The organism is Arthrobacter sp. SAFR-044, from assembly GCF_059414985.1.
This window is the reverse complement of record NZ_JBPFDN010000002.1, coordinates 393,123-409,578: the sequence shown is the minus strand read 5'-3', so window position 1 is coordinate 409,578 and position 16,456 is coordinate 393,123. Positions and strand designations below refer to the sequence as shown.

The 16,456-nt window shown below is 66.3% G+C and carries 15 protein-coding genes and 1 tRNA gene; 9 read left to right on the top strand and 7 right to left on the bottom strand.

Annotated elements, in window-relative coordinates:
• The first annotated feature begins 51 nt into the window (after window positions 1-51).
• The 5 genes from ACR65J_RS04660 to ACR65J_RS04640 all read left to right on the top strand — a co-directional run bounded on the left by ACR65J_RS04660 (window position 52) and on the right by ACR65J_RS04640 (window position 6,271).
• Entirely contained in the window at window positions 52-1,392 is a 1,341-nt protein-coding gene (locus ACR65J_RS04660) for a GAF domain-containing protein (RefSeq protein ID WP_440166486.1), read from the top strand.
• A gap of 148 nt (window positions 1,393-1,540) precedes the next feature.
• Window positions 1,541-3,064, top strand: coding sequence for an acetaldehyde dehydrogenase ExaC (gene exaC, locus ACR65J_RS04655; RefSeq protein WP_440166484.1), 1,524 nt, complete (start codon window positions 1,541-1,543; stop codon window positions 3,062-3,064).
• Window positions 3,065-3,104: 40 nt separating this feature from the next.
• Window positions 3,105-4,127: an alcohol dehydrogenase AdhP gene (gene adhP, locus ACR65J_RS04650; RefSeq protein WP_440166483.1), complete on the top strand. Its 1,023-nt coding sequence runs from the start codon at window positions 3,105-3,107 to the stop codon at window positions 4,125-4,127.
• On the top strand, window positions 4,127-4,534 hold the full coding sequence (locus tag ACR65J_RS04645; protein ID WP_440166482.1) for a DUF779 domain-containing protein: 408 nt from the start codon (window positions 4,127-4,129) through the stop codon (window positions 4,532-4,534). The genes adhP and ACR65J_RS04645 overlap by 1 nt, the downstream gene beginning before the upstream one ends.
• A 174-nt stretch (window positions 4,535-4,708) precedes the next feature.
• On the top strand, window positions 4,709-6,271 hold the full coding sequence (locus ACR65J_RS04640) for an amino acid permease (RefSeq protein WP_440166480.1): 1,563 nt from the start codon (window positions 4,709-4,711) through the stop codon (window positions 6,269-6,271).
• A gap of 118 nt (window positions 6,272-6,389) precedes the next feature.
• On the opposite strand, the gene ACR65J_RS04635 is transcribed toward ACR65J_RS04640, so the two are convergent.
• The 3 genes from ACR65J_RS04635 to ACR65J_RS04625 form a co-directional block, all read right to left on the bottom strand.
• Window positions 6,390-7,025, bottom strand: a complete 636-nt coding sequence (locus ACR65J_RS04635) for a DUF2461 domain-containing protein (RefSeq protein WP_440166478.1) — start codon at window positions 7,023-7,025, stop codon at window positions 6,390-6,392.
• 138 nt (window positions 7,026-7,163) lie between these two features.
• Window positions 7,164-8,660: a catalase gene (locus ACR65J_RS04630; protein ID WP_440166476.1), complete on the bottom strand. Its 1,497-nt coding sequence runs from the start codon at window positions 8,658-8,660 to the stop codon at window positions 7,164-7,166.
• A gap of 7 nt (window positions 8,661-8,667) precedes the next feature.
• Window positions 8,668-9,153 (bottom strand): Fur family transcriptional regulator, encoded by a 486-nt coding sequence (locus tag ACR65J_RS04625; protein ID WP_440166474.1) that lies wholly within the window; start codon window positions 9,151-9,153, stop codon window positions 8,668-8,670.
• Window positions 9,154-9,233: 80 nt separating this feature from the next.
• Between ACR65J_RS04625 and ACR65J_RS04620 the strand changes: the two genes are divergently transcribed.
• Both ACR65J_RS04620 and htpX read left to right on the top strand, forming a co-directional pair.
• A complete protein-coding gene (locus ACR65J_RS04620; protein ID WP_440166473.1) occupies window positions 9,234-10,505 on the top strand; it encodes an MFS transporter in 1,272 nt (423 codons plus the stop codon).
• A gap of 28 nt (window positions 10,506-10,533) precedes the next feature.
• Entirely contained in the window at window positions 10,534-11,400 is an 867-nt protein-coding gene (htpX, locus tag ACR65J_RS04615) for a zinc metalloprotease HtpX (RefSeq protein ID WP_440166471.1), read from the top strand.
• A 33-nt stretch (window positions 11,401-11,433) separates the two neighbouring features.
• Here htpX and efeB read toward each other — a convergent pair whose 3' ends face one another.
• The 4 genes from efeB to ACR65J_RS04595 all read right to left on the bottom strand — a co-directional run bounded on the left by efeB (window position 11,434) and on the right by ACR65J_RS04595 (window position 15,639).
• Window positions 11,434-12,810 (bottom strand): iron uptake transporter deferrochelatase/peroxidase subunit, encoded by a 1,377-nt coding sequence (gene efeB, locus ACR65J_RS04610; protein WP_440166468.1) that lies wholly within the window; start codon window positions 12,808-12,810, stop codon window positions 11,434-11,436.
• Window positions 12,807-14,018 (bottom strand): iron uptake system protein EfeO, encoded by a 1,212-nt coding sequence (gene efeO, locus ACR65J_RS04605; protein WP_440166466.1) that lies wholly within the window; start codon window positions 14,016-14,018, stop codon window positions 12,807-12,809. The genes efeB and efeO overlap by 4 nt, the downstream gene beginning before the upstream one ends.
• A gap of 30 nt (window positions 14,019-14,048) precedes the next feature.
• Window positions 14,049-14,909 carry an iron uptake transporter permease EfeU gene (efeU, locus tag ACR65J_RS04600; protein WP_440166464.1) on the bottom strand — a complete coding sequence of 287 codons (861 nt, stop codon included), beginning with the start codon at window positions 14,907-14,909 and terminating at the stop codon, window positions 14,049-14,051.
• A 238-nt stretch (window positions 14,910-15,147) separates the two neighbouring features.
• Window positions 15,148-15,639: a YajQ family cyclic di-GMP-binding protein gene (locus tag ACR65J_RS04595; protein WP_440166462.1), complete on the bottom strand. Its 492-nt coding sequence runs from the start codon at window positions 15,637-15,639 to the stop codon at window positions 15,148-15,150.
• A 186-nt stretch (window positions 15,640-15,825) separates the two neighbouring features.
• Between ACR65J_RS04595 and ACR65J_RS04590 the strand changes: the two genes are divergently transcribed.
• Entirely contained in the window at window positions 15,826-16,080 is a 255-nt protein-coding gene (locus ACR65J_RS04590; RefSeq protein WP_440166460.1) for a hypothetical protein, read from the top strand.
• Window positions 16,081-16,246: 166 nt separating this feature from the next.
• Window positions 16,247-16,328: transfer RNA gene (locus tag ACR65J_RS04585), tRNA-Tyr, on the top strand.
• Window positions 16,329-16,456: the final 128 nt, after the last annotated feature.

The following is a 16,456-nucleotide window of genomic DNA, read 5'->3' as shown; positions in this document are numbered from 1 at the left end:
GGCCACCCTCCGGCCCTGCATCGCCGGACAAGACTCCGGAACGGGAGTTCGATGACGAACCTGCTCCACCCTGAACCGCGCCAGCGAGCGGCGCTGGCCGGACATGAGCGCCTGGGATCGGATCCCGCCGCCTCAACCCCCGAGATTCCGGGGCTGCGCAACCTCATCAGGGAGTCCTGGCAGCGCTCGGCGAGCTTCAAGGCCAACCCGGACAACGCGGCCGCGCCGCTGGCCTTCGACTGGGACCAATTGGAGGACTACCGCCGGCAGCACCCCCTGGCCGCGATCATGCCGGTCATCAACAAACTCCTGGTCCAGCCCAGCCATGACAGCGGACTCCTGGTTGCGGTGGGCGACGAGGTGGGCAGGCTCCTGTGGGTGGACGGCGACCCCACCCTCCAGCGCCGGGCGGAAGGCATGATGTTCGTTCCCGGTGCCGACTGGTCCGAAGCCAGCGTCGGCACCAGCGCGCCCGGCACCGCCCTTGCCTTGGGCAGGGGCATCCAGATCGCCGGGGCGGAGCACTACCAGCGGGCGGTCCACCCCTGGAGCTGCACCGCCGTCCCCTTCCACGACCCCGACTCGGGCGCCGTGCTCGGCGTCGTGGACATTACCGGGACGGCCACCGCGGTGGCGCCGCACACGCTGTCGCTGGTGGAAGCCACCGTTGCTGCCGCACAGGCGCAGCTGCGGGTGGAGCGCCTGCAGCTTGCGGCGGAGCTCGCCAGCAAACCCGTCCGACGGCGGTCCCCGGCTGCCGCCGGGCGCAGTCGGGGGGCCACGGAAGGCAGCCTCTACCGCAACAGCCTCCAGCTGCTGGGCCGGGACCAGGCCCTGCTCAGCCTGGGCGGCAGGACCGTTTCCCTGTCCGCGCGGCACAGTGAGATCCTGGCCCTGCTGAGCGCGCATCCGGATGGGCTCAGCGCCGAGGAACTCGGTTCGCTGCTGTACCCGGGGGAGGGTTCCACCATCACGCTGCGGGCCGAGATGGTCCGGCTGCGCAAGGTCATCCAGCAGCTGAGTCCCGACGCTGTCCCCGGCTCACGCCCCTACCGGCTCCCGCTGGACCTGGTGCCGGATTCGGGCCAGGTTCTCAGCTGCCTGCAGCGCGGTGCGCACCGGATAGCCCTGGAAATCTACCGCGGCGAGGTGCTTCCCCGCTCGGAGGCTCCCGGCATTCTCGACCTGAGGCACAGGGTGTCCTCCCTGCTCCGGGAAGCGGTCCTTACGGACGGCAGCGCCGAGTCCCTGCTCAGGTACGCTGCCCTCCCGGAGGCAAGGGCCGACGTCGTCATCCGCCGCGCCGCGCTCCGCCTCCTGCCGCCGCGCTCACCCAAGCGGGCCGCCGTCGTGGCCGACCTGGAACGGCTGGAAGCCGAACTGCGCGCCTGACTTCAGACGTTTCACAGGGCCGGCCATTGTGCACTGTGATCTGCATCGCACCGTTGCAACCTTGCTGCAACCTCCGCGCTCCTACGCTGGCTTCATCGGCGAGCGCCCCTTCGGGGCCAGCCTTCTGCACAGCAAAGGAGCTAAGCACATGACCGTTTACGCACAGCCGGGAACCGACGGTTCGAAGGTCACCTTCAAGGACCGGTACGAGAACTGGATTGGCGGCGAATGGGTGGCCCCGGTGAAGGGCCAGTACTTCGAGAACATCACCCCGGTGACCGGCAAGGCGTTCTGCGAGGTGGCCCGCGGCACCGCTGAGGACATCGAACTGGCCCTGGACGCGGCACACAAGGCCGCACCCTCCTGGGGCAAGACCTCAGTGGCGGAACGCGCCGCCATCCTGAACAAGATCGCCGACCGCATTGACGAGAACCTGGAGATGCTCGCCGTCGCCGAAACCTGGGACAACGGCAAACCCGTCCGGGAAACCCTCAACGCCGACCTGCCGCTGGCCTCGGACCACTTCCGCTACTTCGCCTCCGCCGTCCGGGCCCAGGAGGGCAGCCTCTCCCAGCTCGATGACAACACCACCGCCTACCACTTCCACGAACCGCTCGGCGTGGTGGGCCAAATCATCCCCTGGAACTTCCCCATCCTGATGGCCGTCTGGAAACTGGCGCCCGCGCTCGCCGCCGGCAACACCGTGGTGCTCAAGCCCGCGGAGCAGACGCCCTCGTCGATCCTGGTGCTGATGGAACTTATCGGGGACCTGCTGCCGGCCGGCGTGGTGAACGTGGTCAACGGGTTCGGTGTGGAGGCCGGCAAGCCGCTGGCATCCAGTTCCCGGATCCGGAAGATCGCCTTCACCGGTGAAACCACCACCGGGCGGCTCATCAGCCAGTACGCCAGCCAGAACCTCATCCCCGTCACCCTGGAACTGGGCGGCAAGAGCCCCAACATCTTCTTCAATGACGTTGCCCAGGAAAACGACGCCTTCTACGACAAGGCCCAGGAAGGCTTTGCGCTGTTCGCCTTCAACCAGGGCGAAGTCTGCACCTGCCCGTCACGGGCCCTGGTCCAGGAGGACATCTACGACTCCTTCATGGCCGACGCCGTGGCCCGGGTGGAAAAGATGATCCAGGGCAACCCGCTGGACACCGACACGCAGGTCGGTGCGCAGGCCTCCAACGACCAGCTGGAGAAAATCCTGTCCTACATCGACATCGGAAAGCAGGAAGGCGCCAAGGTGCTCACGGGCGGCGCGCGGGCCGAACTTCCGGGTGACCTCGCCGGCGGCTTCTACGTCCAGCCCACTGTGTTCGAAGGCCACAACCGGATGCGGATCTTCCAGGAGGAGATTTTCGGCCCCGTGGTGGCCGTGACCAGGTTCAGCGACTACAACGACGCCATGGGCATCGCCAACGACACCCTGTACGGACTGGGCGCAGGCGTCTGGTCCCGCAGCGGCAACGTGGCCTACCGCGCAGGCCGTGAAATCCAGGCCGGCCGCGTCTGGGTCAACAACTACCACGCCTACCCGGCAGGTGCTGCCTTCGGCGGCTACAAGTCCTCGGGCATCGGGCGTGAGAACCACGCCATGATGCTGGACCACTACCAGCAGACCAAGAACCTGCTGGTCAGCTACGACGAAAACAAGCTGGGCTTCTTCTAGGCCCAGCCCGCACCACTACAACGACGCAAGGATTTCGCCAATGACGACGACAATGCAAGCAGCAGTAGTAACCGAATTCGGCACCGACCTTAAGGTCAAGGACGTCGCCATTCCCGAGCCGGGGCCGGGACAGGCCCTTGTCAAGGTCCTGACCACCGGCGTCTGCCACACCGACCTCCACGCCGCGGAAGGCGACTGGCCGGTCAAACCCTCCCCTCCGTTCGTTCCCGGGCATGAGGGCGTGGGCGAAGTAGTCGCCTTGGGCGAGGGGGTTACCGACCTCGCCATCGGTGACCTGGTGGGCAACGCGTGGCTGTGGTCAGCCTGCGGCGACTGCCAGTACTGCCGCACCGGCTGGGAAACCCTCTGCGAGGCGCAGCAGAACGGCGGTTACAGCGTGGACGGCTCCTTCGGCGAGTACATGCTGGTTGACTCCCGGTTCGCCGCGCGCATACCGGCGGGATCCGACCCCGTCGAGGTGGCGCCGGTGCTGTGCGCCGGCGTCACCGTCTACAAGGGGCTGAAGATGACCGAAACCCGGCCGGGCCAGTGGGTCACCATTTCCGGCATCGGCGGCCTGGGGCACATCGCGGTCCAGTACGCCGTGGCCATGGGACTCCGTGTAGCGGCTGTGGATATCGCCGACGACAAGCTCGCGCTGGCCAAAGTCCACGGCGCTGAAGTGACGGTCAACGCCCTGCATGAGGACCCGGCGGAGGTGATCCAGCGGGAGACAGGAGGCTGCCATGGAGTGCTGGTCACTGCGGTGCACCCGTCAGCGTTTGGACAGGCCATTGGGATGGCCCGCCGCGGTGGCACCATCGTGTTCAATGGACTGCCGCCGGGCGATTTCCCGGCGCCGATCTTCGAGATTGTGCTCAAGGGACTGACTGTCCGCGGCTCGATCGTCGGCACCCGGCAGGACATGGAGGAAGCCCTGGATTTCTATGCCCGGGGGAAGATCCACCCCACGGTGTCGGTCCGGGAGCTGTCGGAGGTCAACGCTGTGCTCGATGAGATGAAGCACGCCAAGATCGACGGCCGCGTGGTGCTGAGGTTCTGATGCCGGCCGAAGGGCTGGCTGCCGCCGTGACGCTGCCCGGGGAAGATTTCTCCCGGGTGGCGCTCACGCCGGCTGCCGTGGACCTGCTCCGGATGCTGTGGGACAAGCATGGCCCGCTCATGTTCCATCAGTCCGGCGGCTGCTGCGACGGGTCCTCGCCTATGTGCTATCCGGCCGGGGACTTCATCACCGGGGACGCGGACGTCCTGCTGGGGCTGTTCGACCTTTCGGACGGATTGCAGCCGCTGCCGCTGGAGTTCTGGATGTCCCGGGAGCAGTTCAACTACTGGAGCCACACCCATCTGACCATCGACGTCGTACCGGGACGGGGGAGCGGCTTCTCCGTTGAAGCACCTGAGGGTAAACGCTTCCTGATCCGGTCCACGCTGATGGAATGGCCCTCCTAGGAAGTTCGATCGATAGGCACTCGGGGCTCTCCATTCGGAGGGCCTCGAGTGCTTTGGCAGAAGAATGTTCGGCATCGGGGCTGTCTCACTATTCGGGACAATTGGGACCGTCCATTGGATGGACAGTATCGTTGATAGGTCTGTTTCCCTCACAAACCAGGATTGTGACCCCCAATGAACCTTCTGCGGACAAAATCCATCGAGCAGTCGATCGCCGACGCCGATGAACCCGGACGCAAGCTTAAGCGTTCCCTCAGCACCTGGGACCTCATGATCATGGGCGTCGCCGTTGCTGTCGGCGCCGGTATCTTCTCGGTCGGCGCAAAGGCTGCCGCCAACTTTGCCGGTCCCGCTGTTACGCTCTCCTTCGCGATCGCCGCGGTCACCTGCGCGCTGGCCATCATGTGCTACGCCGAGTTCGCCACCGCCATTCCCGTGGCGGGATCTGCCTACGTTTTCACCTACGCCACGATGGGCGAACTCCTTGCCTGGATCATCGGCTGGAACCTGATCCTTGAGCTGTTCACGGCCGCTGCCGTGATCGCCAAGTACTGGGGCATCTACCTCAGCAAGGTGTTTGCCCTCACGGGCCTGGACATCCCGCCGGCCATCTCGCTGGGCGGGGTGGACCTCTACTGGGGTGCATTCCTGATCGTGGCCATCTTCACCGTGCTGCTGGTGCTGGGCACCAAGCTCTCCGCCCGCGTGGGCAACATCTTCACGCTGATCAAGATCGCCGTGGTGCTGTTCGTGATCGTGGTGGGCTTCACCTACGTGAAGTTCGAGAACTACAGCCCGTTCGTTCCGGCAGCCGAGCCCACGGCCGGCACCGGCGCCGCAGACGTCCTGAAGCAGTCCTTCTTCGGCTTCCTGACAGGAGCTGCCCCTGCCCAGTACGGCACCATGGGCATCTTCGCCGGTGCCGCCCTGGTGTTCTTCGCCTTCATCGGCTTCGACGTGGTGGCCACGTCCGCTGAAGAAGTGAAGAATCCGCAGAAGACCCTGCCCCGAGGAATCTTCGGCGGCCTGGCTTTGGTGACGCTGCTCTACATCCTCGTGTCCCTCGCCCTCACCGGCATGGTGTCCTACACCCAGCTGGCCGAGGCCAAGAGCCCCACCCTCACCACGGCCTTCGAAGCCGTGGGCGACACTTCCGCGGCCAAGGTCATCGCCTTCGGTTCCCTGGTGGGCCTGACCACCGTGATCATGGTGCTCCTCATGGGCCTGTCCCGCGTGGTGCTGGCCATGAGCCGCGACGGCCTGCTGCCCCGGGCGCTGTCCAAGACCAGCGACAAGCGGTCCACCCCGGTCCGCCTCCAGGTCATCTGCGGTGCCGCGGTGGCCCTCGTGGCCGGGCTCACCAACGTGGACCTGCTCGAGGAAATGATCAACATCGGTACGCTGTCCGCGTTCGTGGTGGTCAGCCTGGGCATCCTGGTGCTCCGCAGGAAGCGCCCGGACCTGAAGCCTGCGTTCCGCGTTCCGTTCGGCAAGGTGGTCCCCATCGTGTCTGCCGTGCTGTGCCTGTACCTGATGACCAACCTCGCCGTGGAAACCTGGATCTTCTTCGCCTTCTGGCTGGTCCTGGGCCTGGCCATCTACTTCGCCTACGGCCAGCGCCACTCACGGCTCAACGAGCGCTTCGCCGAAGCCAACGCGACGGTCAACGGCACCCTTGGTTCCGCTCCGAGCAAAGCCGCGGAACCTGAGGACGAGGATGAGCTGAGCCGGACCTGATGGCCGGCCGCACCAGCTGCTGAACTGCCCGCCCGGCCTCCGCCGGGCGGGCAGCCGCGTTTACGGACTTTCATTGTTTCCCGCCCGGCGCCCCGGCTCTGCTGTTGCAGTGTTCCGGTTACGGCGCCGCGTACCGTCCCACCCATTCCACGAGCGGCCGCAGCTGCCGCCACCGTTCCGCGATCTGCTCCTTCGCGGCCGGTGTGGACACCCACTCCGGCTGGCCCACCTCGACACCCGCGGACAGCGATTTGTGCTTGAGCAGTTCGGCGCGGGGATGCTCCTTGTCGAAACCCCGCGGGACGGTTTTCAGCTTCTCGCCCTCGATGGCAAAACCGGCCCCGGCCGCGGCATCCACGATGTCCTGCAGGGCTGCGCCGCTGGCGGACGCATCAGCGGCCGCGCGGAACCGGGCCAGCTGCGCGGGCGTGTGGGAGTGGTAGCCGCCACCGATCAACAGCCCGTCTGCGTTGATTTGGAGGTAGAAACCCACGCCTTCCTGGCGCGCGGCGAAGGCTCCCTGGGCAGTCTTGTACGGTGACTTGTCCATCGAGAAACGGATGTCCCGGTTGGGGCGGAAGAGCTTGGCAGGTCCGAACTCGGGCTCCAGCTCGGAGAGCAGGAGGGTGAGCGGCTCCTTGACCGATTCGTCGTACGTGGCTTTGTGTTCCAGCCACCAGTCGCGGTTGTTGTTCTCTTCGAGCTCCGCATAAAACCCGAAGGCTTCCGGGGGAATGCCTGAAAATGTTTCCATGAAGGGAGCCTAGGGTCCAGCCGCGCGATCGGGCCAGAGCGCCAGGACCGTATGTGCAAAAGGGCCAGCAAAAAGACCACCCCGCCACAGGAAGCCTGTGGCGGGGTGGTCTTTTCTGTCAGCAGGCAGGAAGCCTGGTCAGCCGATCTTGTTGGCGGACTCTGCATCCGAGGTGGGAGCCGAGGGGGCAGCCACCGTGCCGAGGTTGGCGCGCAGCTTGGCGCCCAGTTCGGCGTCGACGTTGGTCCAGTACTGGATGGCGCGTTCCTTGATGTCGGAGCGCTTTACACCGCCCACGGCACCGGTGATGGTCTCCAGGAAGCGGGCTTTTTCTGCTTCGTTGTAGACCTCGCGGTACAGCGTGCCGGCCTGGACGAAGTCGCCGTCCTCGGCGTGGAGGGAGTGCGCAGCAAGGGTCAGCTCGCCGTCGTTCTCCCAGCCGCCGGCCGGGTTCTGCGGCTCAAGTGCAGCCGGTCCCCCAAAAGTGTTGGGGGCGTACACGGGAACCGAGGGTGCGTTGAACAGGAAACGTCCCTGGCCGTCCTGGCTGTAGTTGTTGACCTGGTTCTTGGGCTGGTTCACCGGGATCTGGGCGTGGTTGGTGCCCACGCGGTAGCGGTGTGCGTCCGCGTAGGAGAAGATGCGGGCCTGCAGCATCTTGTCCGGGGAGGCGGCGATGCCGGGCACGAAGTTCGACGGCGCGAAGGTGGCCTGCTCGATCTGCGCGAAGTAGTTCTCCGGGTTCTTGTTCAGCTCCATGGTGCCCACCTTGATCAGCGGGTAGTCAGCGTGCGGCCAGACCTTGGTGAGGTCGAACGGGTTGAAGCGGTAGGTCTTGGCATCCTCGTACGGCATGACCTGCACGTGCAGGTCCCAGGACGGGAAGTTGCCGGCCTCGATGTTCTCGGACAGGTCGCGGATGTAGAAGTCCGCGTCAGAGCCGGCAAGCTGTTCGGCCTGCTCGGAGCTCATGGAGTTCACGCCCTGGTTGGACTTGAAGTGGTACTTGACCCAGAAACGCTCACCCTCGGCGTTGATCCACTGGTAGGTGTGCGAGCCGTAGCCCTGCATTTCGCGCCAGGAGGCGGGCAGGCCGCGGTCACCCATCAGCCAGGTGACCTGGTGTGCGGACTCGGGGGAGAGGGTCCAGAAGTCCCACTGCATGTCGGCGTCGCGCAGGTGCGTGCCCGGCAGGCGCTTCTGGGAGTGGATGAAGTCCGGGAACTTGATGCCGTCGCGGATGAAGAAGACCGGGGTGTTGTTGCCCACGAGGTCGTAGTTGCCCTCGCTGGTGTAGAACTTCACGGCGAATCCGCGGGGGTCGCGCCAGGTGTCCGGGGAGCCGTTCTCGCCGGCCACGGAGGAGAAGCGGATCAGCATCTCGGTCTCGACGCCAGGCTGCAGGAACGCGGCCTTGGTGTACTTGGAGACATCCTCGGTGGTCTTGAAAGTACCGAATGCACCGCCGCCCTTGGCGTGCACTACGCGCTCCGGAACCCGCTCACGGTTGAACTGGGCGAGCTTTTCCACCAGGTAGTGGTCAGTCAGGATGATGGCACCGTCGGCACCAACTGACTTTGAGTGTGCGTCGGACGTAACCGGTGCACCTGACTGGGTTGTGGAAACGGCAGTCATTGTTCTCCTATTTCTCTTTTTCTTGCGAGGGACTGTGGGGAGGAAGCTGTTGGGCCTGCTGGCATTCCTGGCAGATGCCCTGGTACATGACGTCGGCGATCTGGATGGTCATCGGCTTGGCGTCCGGGTTCCAGTGCGGCGTGAGGCAGGGGGCGTGGCCGACGGCGCAGTCCACGTCTTCCACGCGTCCGCAGCTGATGCAGATGGCGTGGTGGTGGTTGTCGCCCACGCGGGTTTCATACAGGGCGGGGGAGTGCGGCGGCTCGAACCGGCGCAGCATGTGCAGGTCCGTCAGGTCGCCCAGGACCACATAGACGGACTGGGCCGTGAGTTCGGGCAGTTCCGTGCGGGCGGCGGCGAGGATGCTTTCGGCAGGGGAATGGGGGTGGCGTTCGACGGCGGCGAGTACAGCGAGCCGCTGCTTGGTCACCCTGCGGCCGTGGGCGCGCAGGGCTGCAGCCCACGCTTCCTGGCCGTCAAAGTGCTCCGTCATGGCTCCATTGAAGCACTTATTATTAATAACTCACAATAAGGCGCGGCTTACTTCATCGTGTCGCCCGCTAATGTTGCGGGGTGGGGAAAATACTTGCCGATGTCACACCGCTCAAGGAAAGCCCCGCATTCCGCCGGCTCTGGCTGGGATCGGCGGTGTCCGCCGTCGGCAGCCAACTGACCCTGGTGGCGGTGAGCCTTGAGGTGTACCGCCTGACCCAGGACAGCTTCTACGTCGGGTTGCTCGGCATCTTCGCCCTGGTTCCCCTGGTGATAGGCGGCCTGATGGGCGGCTCCATCGCCGACGCGCATGACCGCCGCCGCATCGCCCTGCTGGCTTCCACCGTGCTGTGGCTGACCACCGGCCTGATCGCGCTCCAGGCCTGGCTGCACCTGGGCAACGTATGGGTGCTGTACCTGCTGGTGGCACTGCAAAGCGGGGCCCAGGCCATCAACCAGCCGGCCCGCAGCGCCATCATCCCCATGCTCATCCGCAAGGAACTCCTGCCGGCGGCCAACGCCCTGAGCATGCTGTCCCTGGGCCTGGCCATGACCGCCGGGCCGCTGCTGGCCGGCGTCCTGGTGGCCTGGCTCGGGTTCGGGTGGACCTACACCATCGACTTCGCCAGCTTCGCGTTCGTCCTGTGGGCCGTTTACCGCCTCCCGCCCATGCCGCCCACCGGCGACCACAGCAAGCCCGGCCTGTGGTCCGTCATTGAGGGGTTCCGGTTCCTGGGGACCCGGCCCAACCTCCGCATGACCTTCATCATCGACCTCGTGGCCATGGTCCTCGCCCAGCCGCGCGCGCTGCTCCCCGCCGTAGCGGCGCTCATGATCGGCGGCGGGGAGGCCACCGTGGGCATCCTGCTGGCCTGCACCGCCGTCGGGGCCTTCCTGGCCGGCCTGTTCTCCGGGCCGCTGGGCAGCGTGCGCCGCCAAGGGACCGCCGTCGTGGTTTCCGTCATGGGCTGGGGTGCGTCCATCGGCGCGTTCGGCCTGGTGGTGCTGCTCGCCGGGCCCGCGCCGGACGGTGCCGTCACCCTATGGCTGCTGGCCGCCGCCGCCTGCTGCGCCCTGGCCGGCATCGCCGACTCCATCAGCAGCGTCTTCCGGAACACCATCCTGCAGGCCGCAGCACCCGACCACCTGCGCGGACGGCTGCAGGGCGTCTTCATCGTGGTGGTGGCCGGCGGCCCCCGGATCGGGGACCTGCTGGCCGGCGGCGCGACTAAGCTTTTGAATGAGGGCTGGGTCCTGCTGCTCGGCGGTGCGCTGTGCATCGCGGGGGCATGGCTCGCTGCGAAACTCCAGCCAGGCTTCCGGAAGTACGATGCCCGGAACCCGGTGCCCTAGCAAGCCGTTCCTTAAGCAAGGAGGAAACGTGCATAACCATCACAACGGCCTGAAGACCGCGGCACTCTTCGGGGTGCTGTGGGCGGTGTTGCTGGGCCTTGGCGGGCTGATCGGCGTGGGTACCCGCAGTTCGGCGCCCATCTGGATCATGGCCCTGATCGGCGTCGGCACCACGTTCTACGGCTACTGGAACAGCGACAAGATCGCCATCCGCTCCATGCAGGCCTTTCCGGTCACCGAAGCCCAGGCACCGCAGCTGTACCAGATTGTCCGCGAGCTCTCGATGCGCGCCAACCAGCCCATGCCGCGCATCTACGTCTCGCCCACCATGAACCCCAACGCCTTCGCCACCGGCCGGAACCCACAAAACGCCGCCGTCTGCTGCACCGAGGGCATCCTGCAGCTGCTGGACCCCCGCGAACTCCGCGGCGTCCTGGGTCACGAGCTCATGCACGTCTACAACCGCGACATCCTCACCTCGTCCGTGGCCGCCGCCGTCGCCGGCGTCATTACGTCGGTGGGACAGATGCTGCTGTTCTTTGGCGGTGGCGACCGGCGCAACGCCAACCCGCTGGCCATGATCGCCATGGCCCTTCTGGCGCCCTTTGCGGCGTCGCTGATCCAAATGGCCATCTCCCGCACCAGGGAGTACGACGCCGACGAGGACGGTTCGCAGCTCACCGGCGATCCGCTGGCGCTCGCCTCAGCCCTGGCCAAGATCGAGCGCGGCGTCAGCATTGCCCCGCTGCCGCAGGACCAGCGGCTAGTCAACGCCTCGCACCTGATGATCGCCAACCCGTTCCGCGGCGGCGGCATGAACAAGCTGTTCGCCACCCACCCGCCCATGCGGGACCGGATCGCACGGCTGGAGCGGATGGCGGGCCGGCAGCCGTAGCCGGGACCCCGCCGTCGGAGGTCGGGCAACCGGCTACGTGAACAGGCCGTCCCCGATGAATCCGCCGGGCTTCACCCCGCCGGGGGCGGCGAACAGCCCCGAGCCCGTGTGTTTCAGGTACTCCACGGCCAGGGTGTCGCCCTTGGCCATCGCCATCTGCATCGGGACGTAGTGGGTACGGGGATCGGTCACGAAGGCAATGAAGAACAGGCCCGCATCGAGGTGGCCCACGCCGTCGGAACCGTCCGTGTAGTTGTAGCCCCGGCGAAGCATCCGCACGCCGCTGTTCTGGCTGGGGTGGGCCATCCGCATGTGCGAATCGAGCGGAATCAGGGGTTTGCCGCCCTTGCCCTGGCGGGTGAAATCCGGCTCCGTGAACTCCTCGCCGCCGGACAGAGGTGCGCCGCTGCCCTTGGTCCTGCCGATCAGCCCTTCCTGCTCGCCCAGCGACGTGCGGTCCCAGATCTCGATGTGCATCCGGATCCGCCGGGCCACCAGGTAGCTGCCGCCAGTCAACCAGGCATCCTCGGGCCGCCCGGACTGGGCCCACACATGCTGGTCCAGCAGCTGCTCATCCTCGACCTTGAGGTTGTTGGTGCCGTCCTTGAAGCCGAAGAGGTTCCGCGGGGTCTGCTGGGCGCGGGAGGTGGACGAGGTCCGGCCGAATCCCAGCTGGGACCACCGCACCCGGACCTTTCCGAACCCGATCCTGGCCAGGTTCCGGATCGCGTGCACTGCCACCTGGGGATCGTCGGCGCAGGCCTGGACCACCAGGTCCCCGCCGCTGCGGGCCGGGTCCAGGTCGTCGCCGGGGAAGTGCGGCAGGTCAATCAGGGCCTCGGGCTTTCGCCCGTCCAGGCCGAAGCGGGCCACGCCGTCCTTCTCGAAGAGGGCCGCGCCGAAACCGAAGGTCAGGGTCAGCTTGCCCGCGTTGAGGTCCAGGGCCTCGCCGGTATCCTCGGGCGGGGCTCCATACGGGCCGTCCACCGCACCGGTCGCGCCGGCCGGGCGGCCTTCGGTCAGCGCTTCCGCAGCCCGGGTCCAGTCCTTGAGCAGCTGGATGAGTTCTTCGCGCTTGGTGGTGGTGACGTCGAACGCGGCCATGTGCAGGCGGTCCTGGGCCGGGGTGGTGATGCCGGCCTGGTGGTCCCCGTGGAAGGGGACCACCGGACTGTCCACGGCCGGCGGTGCGGCGGAAGCCGCCACCGCATCGTGGCCCAGGAAACCTGCGGCGAGCCCGGCGGCGGCACCGCCCAGTCCGGCGATGCCAAACAGGCCGCGCCTGCTCAGGCGGGCGCCCGCCGTCGGGCGTTCCCCTTCCGTGGAATCCGAGGATGCCTGAGCGGAAGCCGCGCCCGTGTTCGGCTCCGAAGCCTCACGCGGCGGGGCGCTGAACGGGCAGCCGGTCACAGGACCACCGCCGCCGTGAGCCGGGACAGTGGCTCCCCAAGGGCGTCCACCAGGGACGCCAGTTGCTGGACCTGCTCCGGCGCCAGCTTGTCGTAGGAGGTGAAGCCGGAACCCTGGGCATGCGTGGCAAGTTCCGCCTGCAGCGCGGCAAATTTGTCATCGAGCGAGGCTGCCAGGGCGGCATCCTTCTGCAGCAGGGCAGGCTTCAGGCTCTCAAAGGCGATGCGGGCGCCGTCCACGTTCGCCTGGAAGTCCCAAAGATCGGTGTGCGACCAGATCTCCTCCTCGCCTGTCACCTTTCCGGTGGCAACCTCATCCAGGAGTTCCTTGGCGCCGTTGCCCAGCATGTCCGCGGAGATCTCCAGCGTGCGGGTGCGCCCCACCAGGTCCTTGGTGTCGGCCACCATGCGGTCGGCGATGACCGAGCGCTCGGCGGCGGTCAAGGCCGTGTAGCCAGCCGGCGGGAACAGGTCCTTCTCCGCGCGGTGCCACCCGGTCCACTCCTGTCCGGGCTCAAGATCGGCCTCACGGGCATCAAGCTGCGGGTCCAGGTCCCCGAAGGACTCTGCCACGGGTTCAATCCGCTCCCAGTGCTGGCGGGTGGCCGCGTACAGCTCGCGCGCCTTCGCCGCGTCACCGGCTGCGAAGGCCGCCGCGAACTGCTCGGTCCCGGTGAGCAGCTGTTCGCTCTGGTCCTTGACGTAGGACGCGTACTGCGTGGTGGCGGTGTCCAGGAGCTTCTGGAAATCCGCGTCCGCCGAGGGCTGGTTGCCGGACTGGGTGACCTCCAGCGCAGCCCTGATGCCGTCGCCTTCCATGCCGGGCTTGCAGGCGGTGGTGTAGGTGCCGGCGGGGGCGGTCACCACCAGGTTGCGGCTCAGGCCCGGGCCAATGTTCTCCACCTCGCCAAGAATGCGCAGCCCGTCCGCCGCCAGCAGGTAGAACTCCGTGACCGCGGTGCCCTCATTCCTGACTGAAAACGTGAGGTTGCCGCTGGGCACACTGGTGGCGGAGACCTTGCATTCGGTGTTGGAGCTGACCACGTCGATGGCGCCTCCGGAGGTGTCCGAGGCCTTGGTGTTGTCCGTGCAGCCCGTGAGGATCAACGGCACGACGACGACGGCGGCGGCCAGGGCGGCGCGCTTGCTGCGGAAGGCGCAGGGGGCATTTTTGGGCAAGCTGTTCTGAGGCAGGGTGAAGCCAGGCATGGGGATTCCTTTGGTGCGGGTGAAGGGGACTTAGGCGGCGGCCACGGCCTTGGCGGCCGTGTTGCCGTGGGAGCCGGCGGGCCTGGATGGTGCCTTGTGGTTGGTGCGGAGGTACAGGAACAGCACGGGCAGCACGTAGAGCAGCCAGGCTCCGGCTTCCAGCCAGGTGGTGGCGGGGGAGAAGTTGAGGGTGCCCTTGAGCAGGGTGCCGTACCAGGACGACGGCGGGACGGCGACGCTGATGTCGAAGGCCAGGGAGTGCAGGCCCGGAAGCAGGCCGGCCTCCTGGAGGTCATGGATGCCGTAGGACAGGACGCCGCCGGCGATGACGATCAGGGCTGCCCCGGTCCAGGTGAAGAAACGCGAGAGGTTTACTTTCAGGACTCCCCGGTGCAGCAGGTAGCCGAAGCCGGCCGCGGCTGCCAGGCCCAGCAGGGCGCCGATGAGCGGCTGGGTGGACTCGCCGGTGGCCTTGGCCGCAGCCAAGAGGAAGAGGGCGGTTTCCAGGCCTTCGCGTCCCACCGCGATGGCGGCCACCACCGCCAGGCCCCAACCGGCGCCGCCCGCTGACTTGTCCACGCGGCTCTTTAGATCGCTTCCCAGGGTCCGCGCGGTGCGTGCCATCCAGAACACCATCCACGTCACCAGGCCGACGGCGGCGATGGACAAGGTGCCGCCGATGGCCTCCTGCGCTTCAAAGGTGAGGCCTTTCGGCCCGAAGGTCAGCAGGGCGCCGAAGGCAACGGACACGGCAACCGCTGCTGCCACGCCCACCCAGAGCCGGGGAATGAGGTGGCGGCGGTCCGTTTTGGCCAGGTAGGCCATGAGGAGGACCACCACCAGGGTGGCTTCGAGTCCTTCGCGCAGGCCGATGAGGAAGTTGGCAGTCATCAAGTGTTCTTTCGCTCAGGCTGCCCTTACTTAGGCAGGCCTAAGGAAGAGATTACCCGGCAGCGTCGATTACGCAAACTAAACGTGCCGTAATTGTCCTGAGGTTACTTTCCGGCAGTGCGCGTTGTGTAAAACCGGCCGGAATACGCAAAAAGGCTGGCGCACCCCGTATTCCGGGTGCGCCAGCCGTTCTGCGTGGCGTATATGTTTTTGCCGCGTCTCAGACGGCGGCGGAGTGCTAGCTGCGGAAGTTCACAAACTGCAGGTCTGCTTCATCGAAGTCCTTGAGCAGGGCCATGGTGGCCTGCAGGTCGTCCCGCGATTTGGAGGAGACGCGCAACTCGTCGCCCTGGATCTGCGACTTGACCGACTTCGGTGCTTCGTCGCGGATGAGCTTGTTGATCTTCTTGGCCAGGTCCTGGGCAATGCCTTCCTTGATGGAGGCCTCCAAACGGTATTCCTTGCCCGAGGCGTAGGGTTCGCCCTCGTCGAGGGACTTCAGCGAGATGCCGCGCTTGATCAGCTTGGACTGGAAGACGTCCAGGACGGCCTTGACGCGCTCTTCCGAGTTGGCCTTCATGAGGATCTTCTCGCCGCTGAAGTCGATCTCGGCGCCCACGCCCTTGAAGTCATAGCGCTGGGCGATTTCCTTTTGGGACTGGTTGAGCGCGTTCGCGACTTCCTGCTTGTCCACTTTGCTTACGACGTCGAACGTTGACTCGCCTGCCATGACTCTCCTTTGTTGATGGGAGCCCCGTGCGGGTACAGGGCCTGGATCACTGGCATCCAGCCTAGTACGGATGCCCCGGCTGGTGGGGGCGCCTGATTCACAGTTCCCTCTCAGCGGACGTACCGGAGGAACGAAGGAGGGCTGGCAAGAGTTGGAGCAGTTGTACCGCAGTTCGAAGGGAACACCATGCACCGCAAAGCCGCCCGTTACGTCACCCGGACCACTACCGCAGCGGCAGGGGCGGTGGCTACAGCGGCGTCGTCGGTGGCGGCAGCAGCGGTGGCGGCCTCCATCATCTTCAGTCCCGTGGCGGATGCTTCCTCCCGCATGGACGGGGTCCGTGCCGACCTGCAGCGCGCTGTGCAGCTGAACCAGATCACCGAGGAGCAGGCGCTGAGCTTTGAAGCCAAGCTGGCCGGGCGCATTCTGGGCGAGGGCTGACCGGCCTTAGTTCCGCATGGTTTCAAGGGATCTGGGCCACTGGAAGCCCCGATTCGATTCTTCGCCGGAAGTTCTGTAAAGTTGTCTTGCCCGCGGTTACTGAAGCGGAAAGCGCCGGAAACGGAGCTTCCCAACACTGCATCGGCGGGTACTTCTTTTGAAGTTCGGCAGATTACCCGAGCGGCCAAAGGGGGCTGACTGTAAATCAGCTGGCAACGCCTACGGGGGTTCGAATCCCTCATCTGCCACCCAAGGAAAGCCTCCGGAACCACCAGGTTCCGGAGGCTTTTTCGTTGCCCCCAAGACGCCCCACCACCTCCTGCCCCACATCCCTGGACGCGCCATCATGTCCTGCCCCAGTTCCGGGGACGCGCCA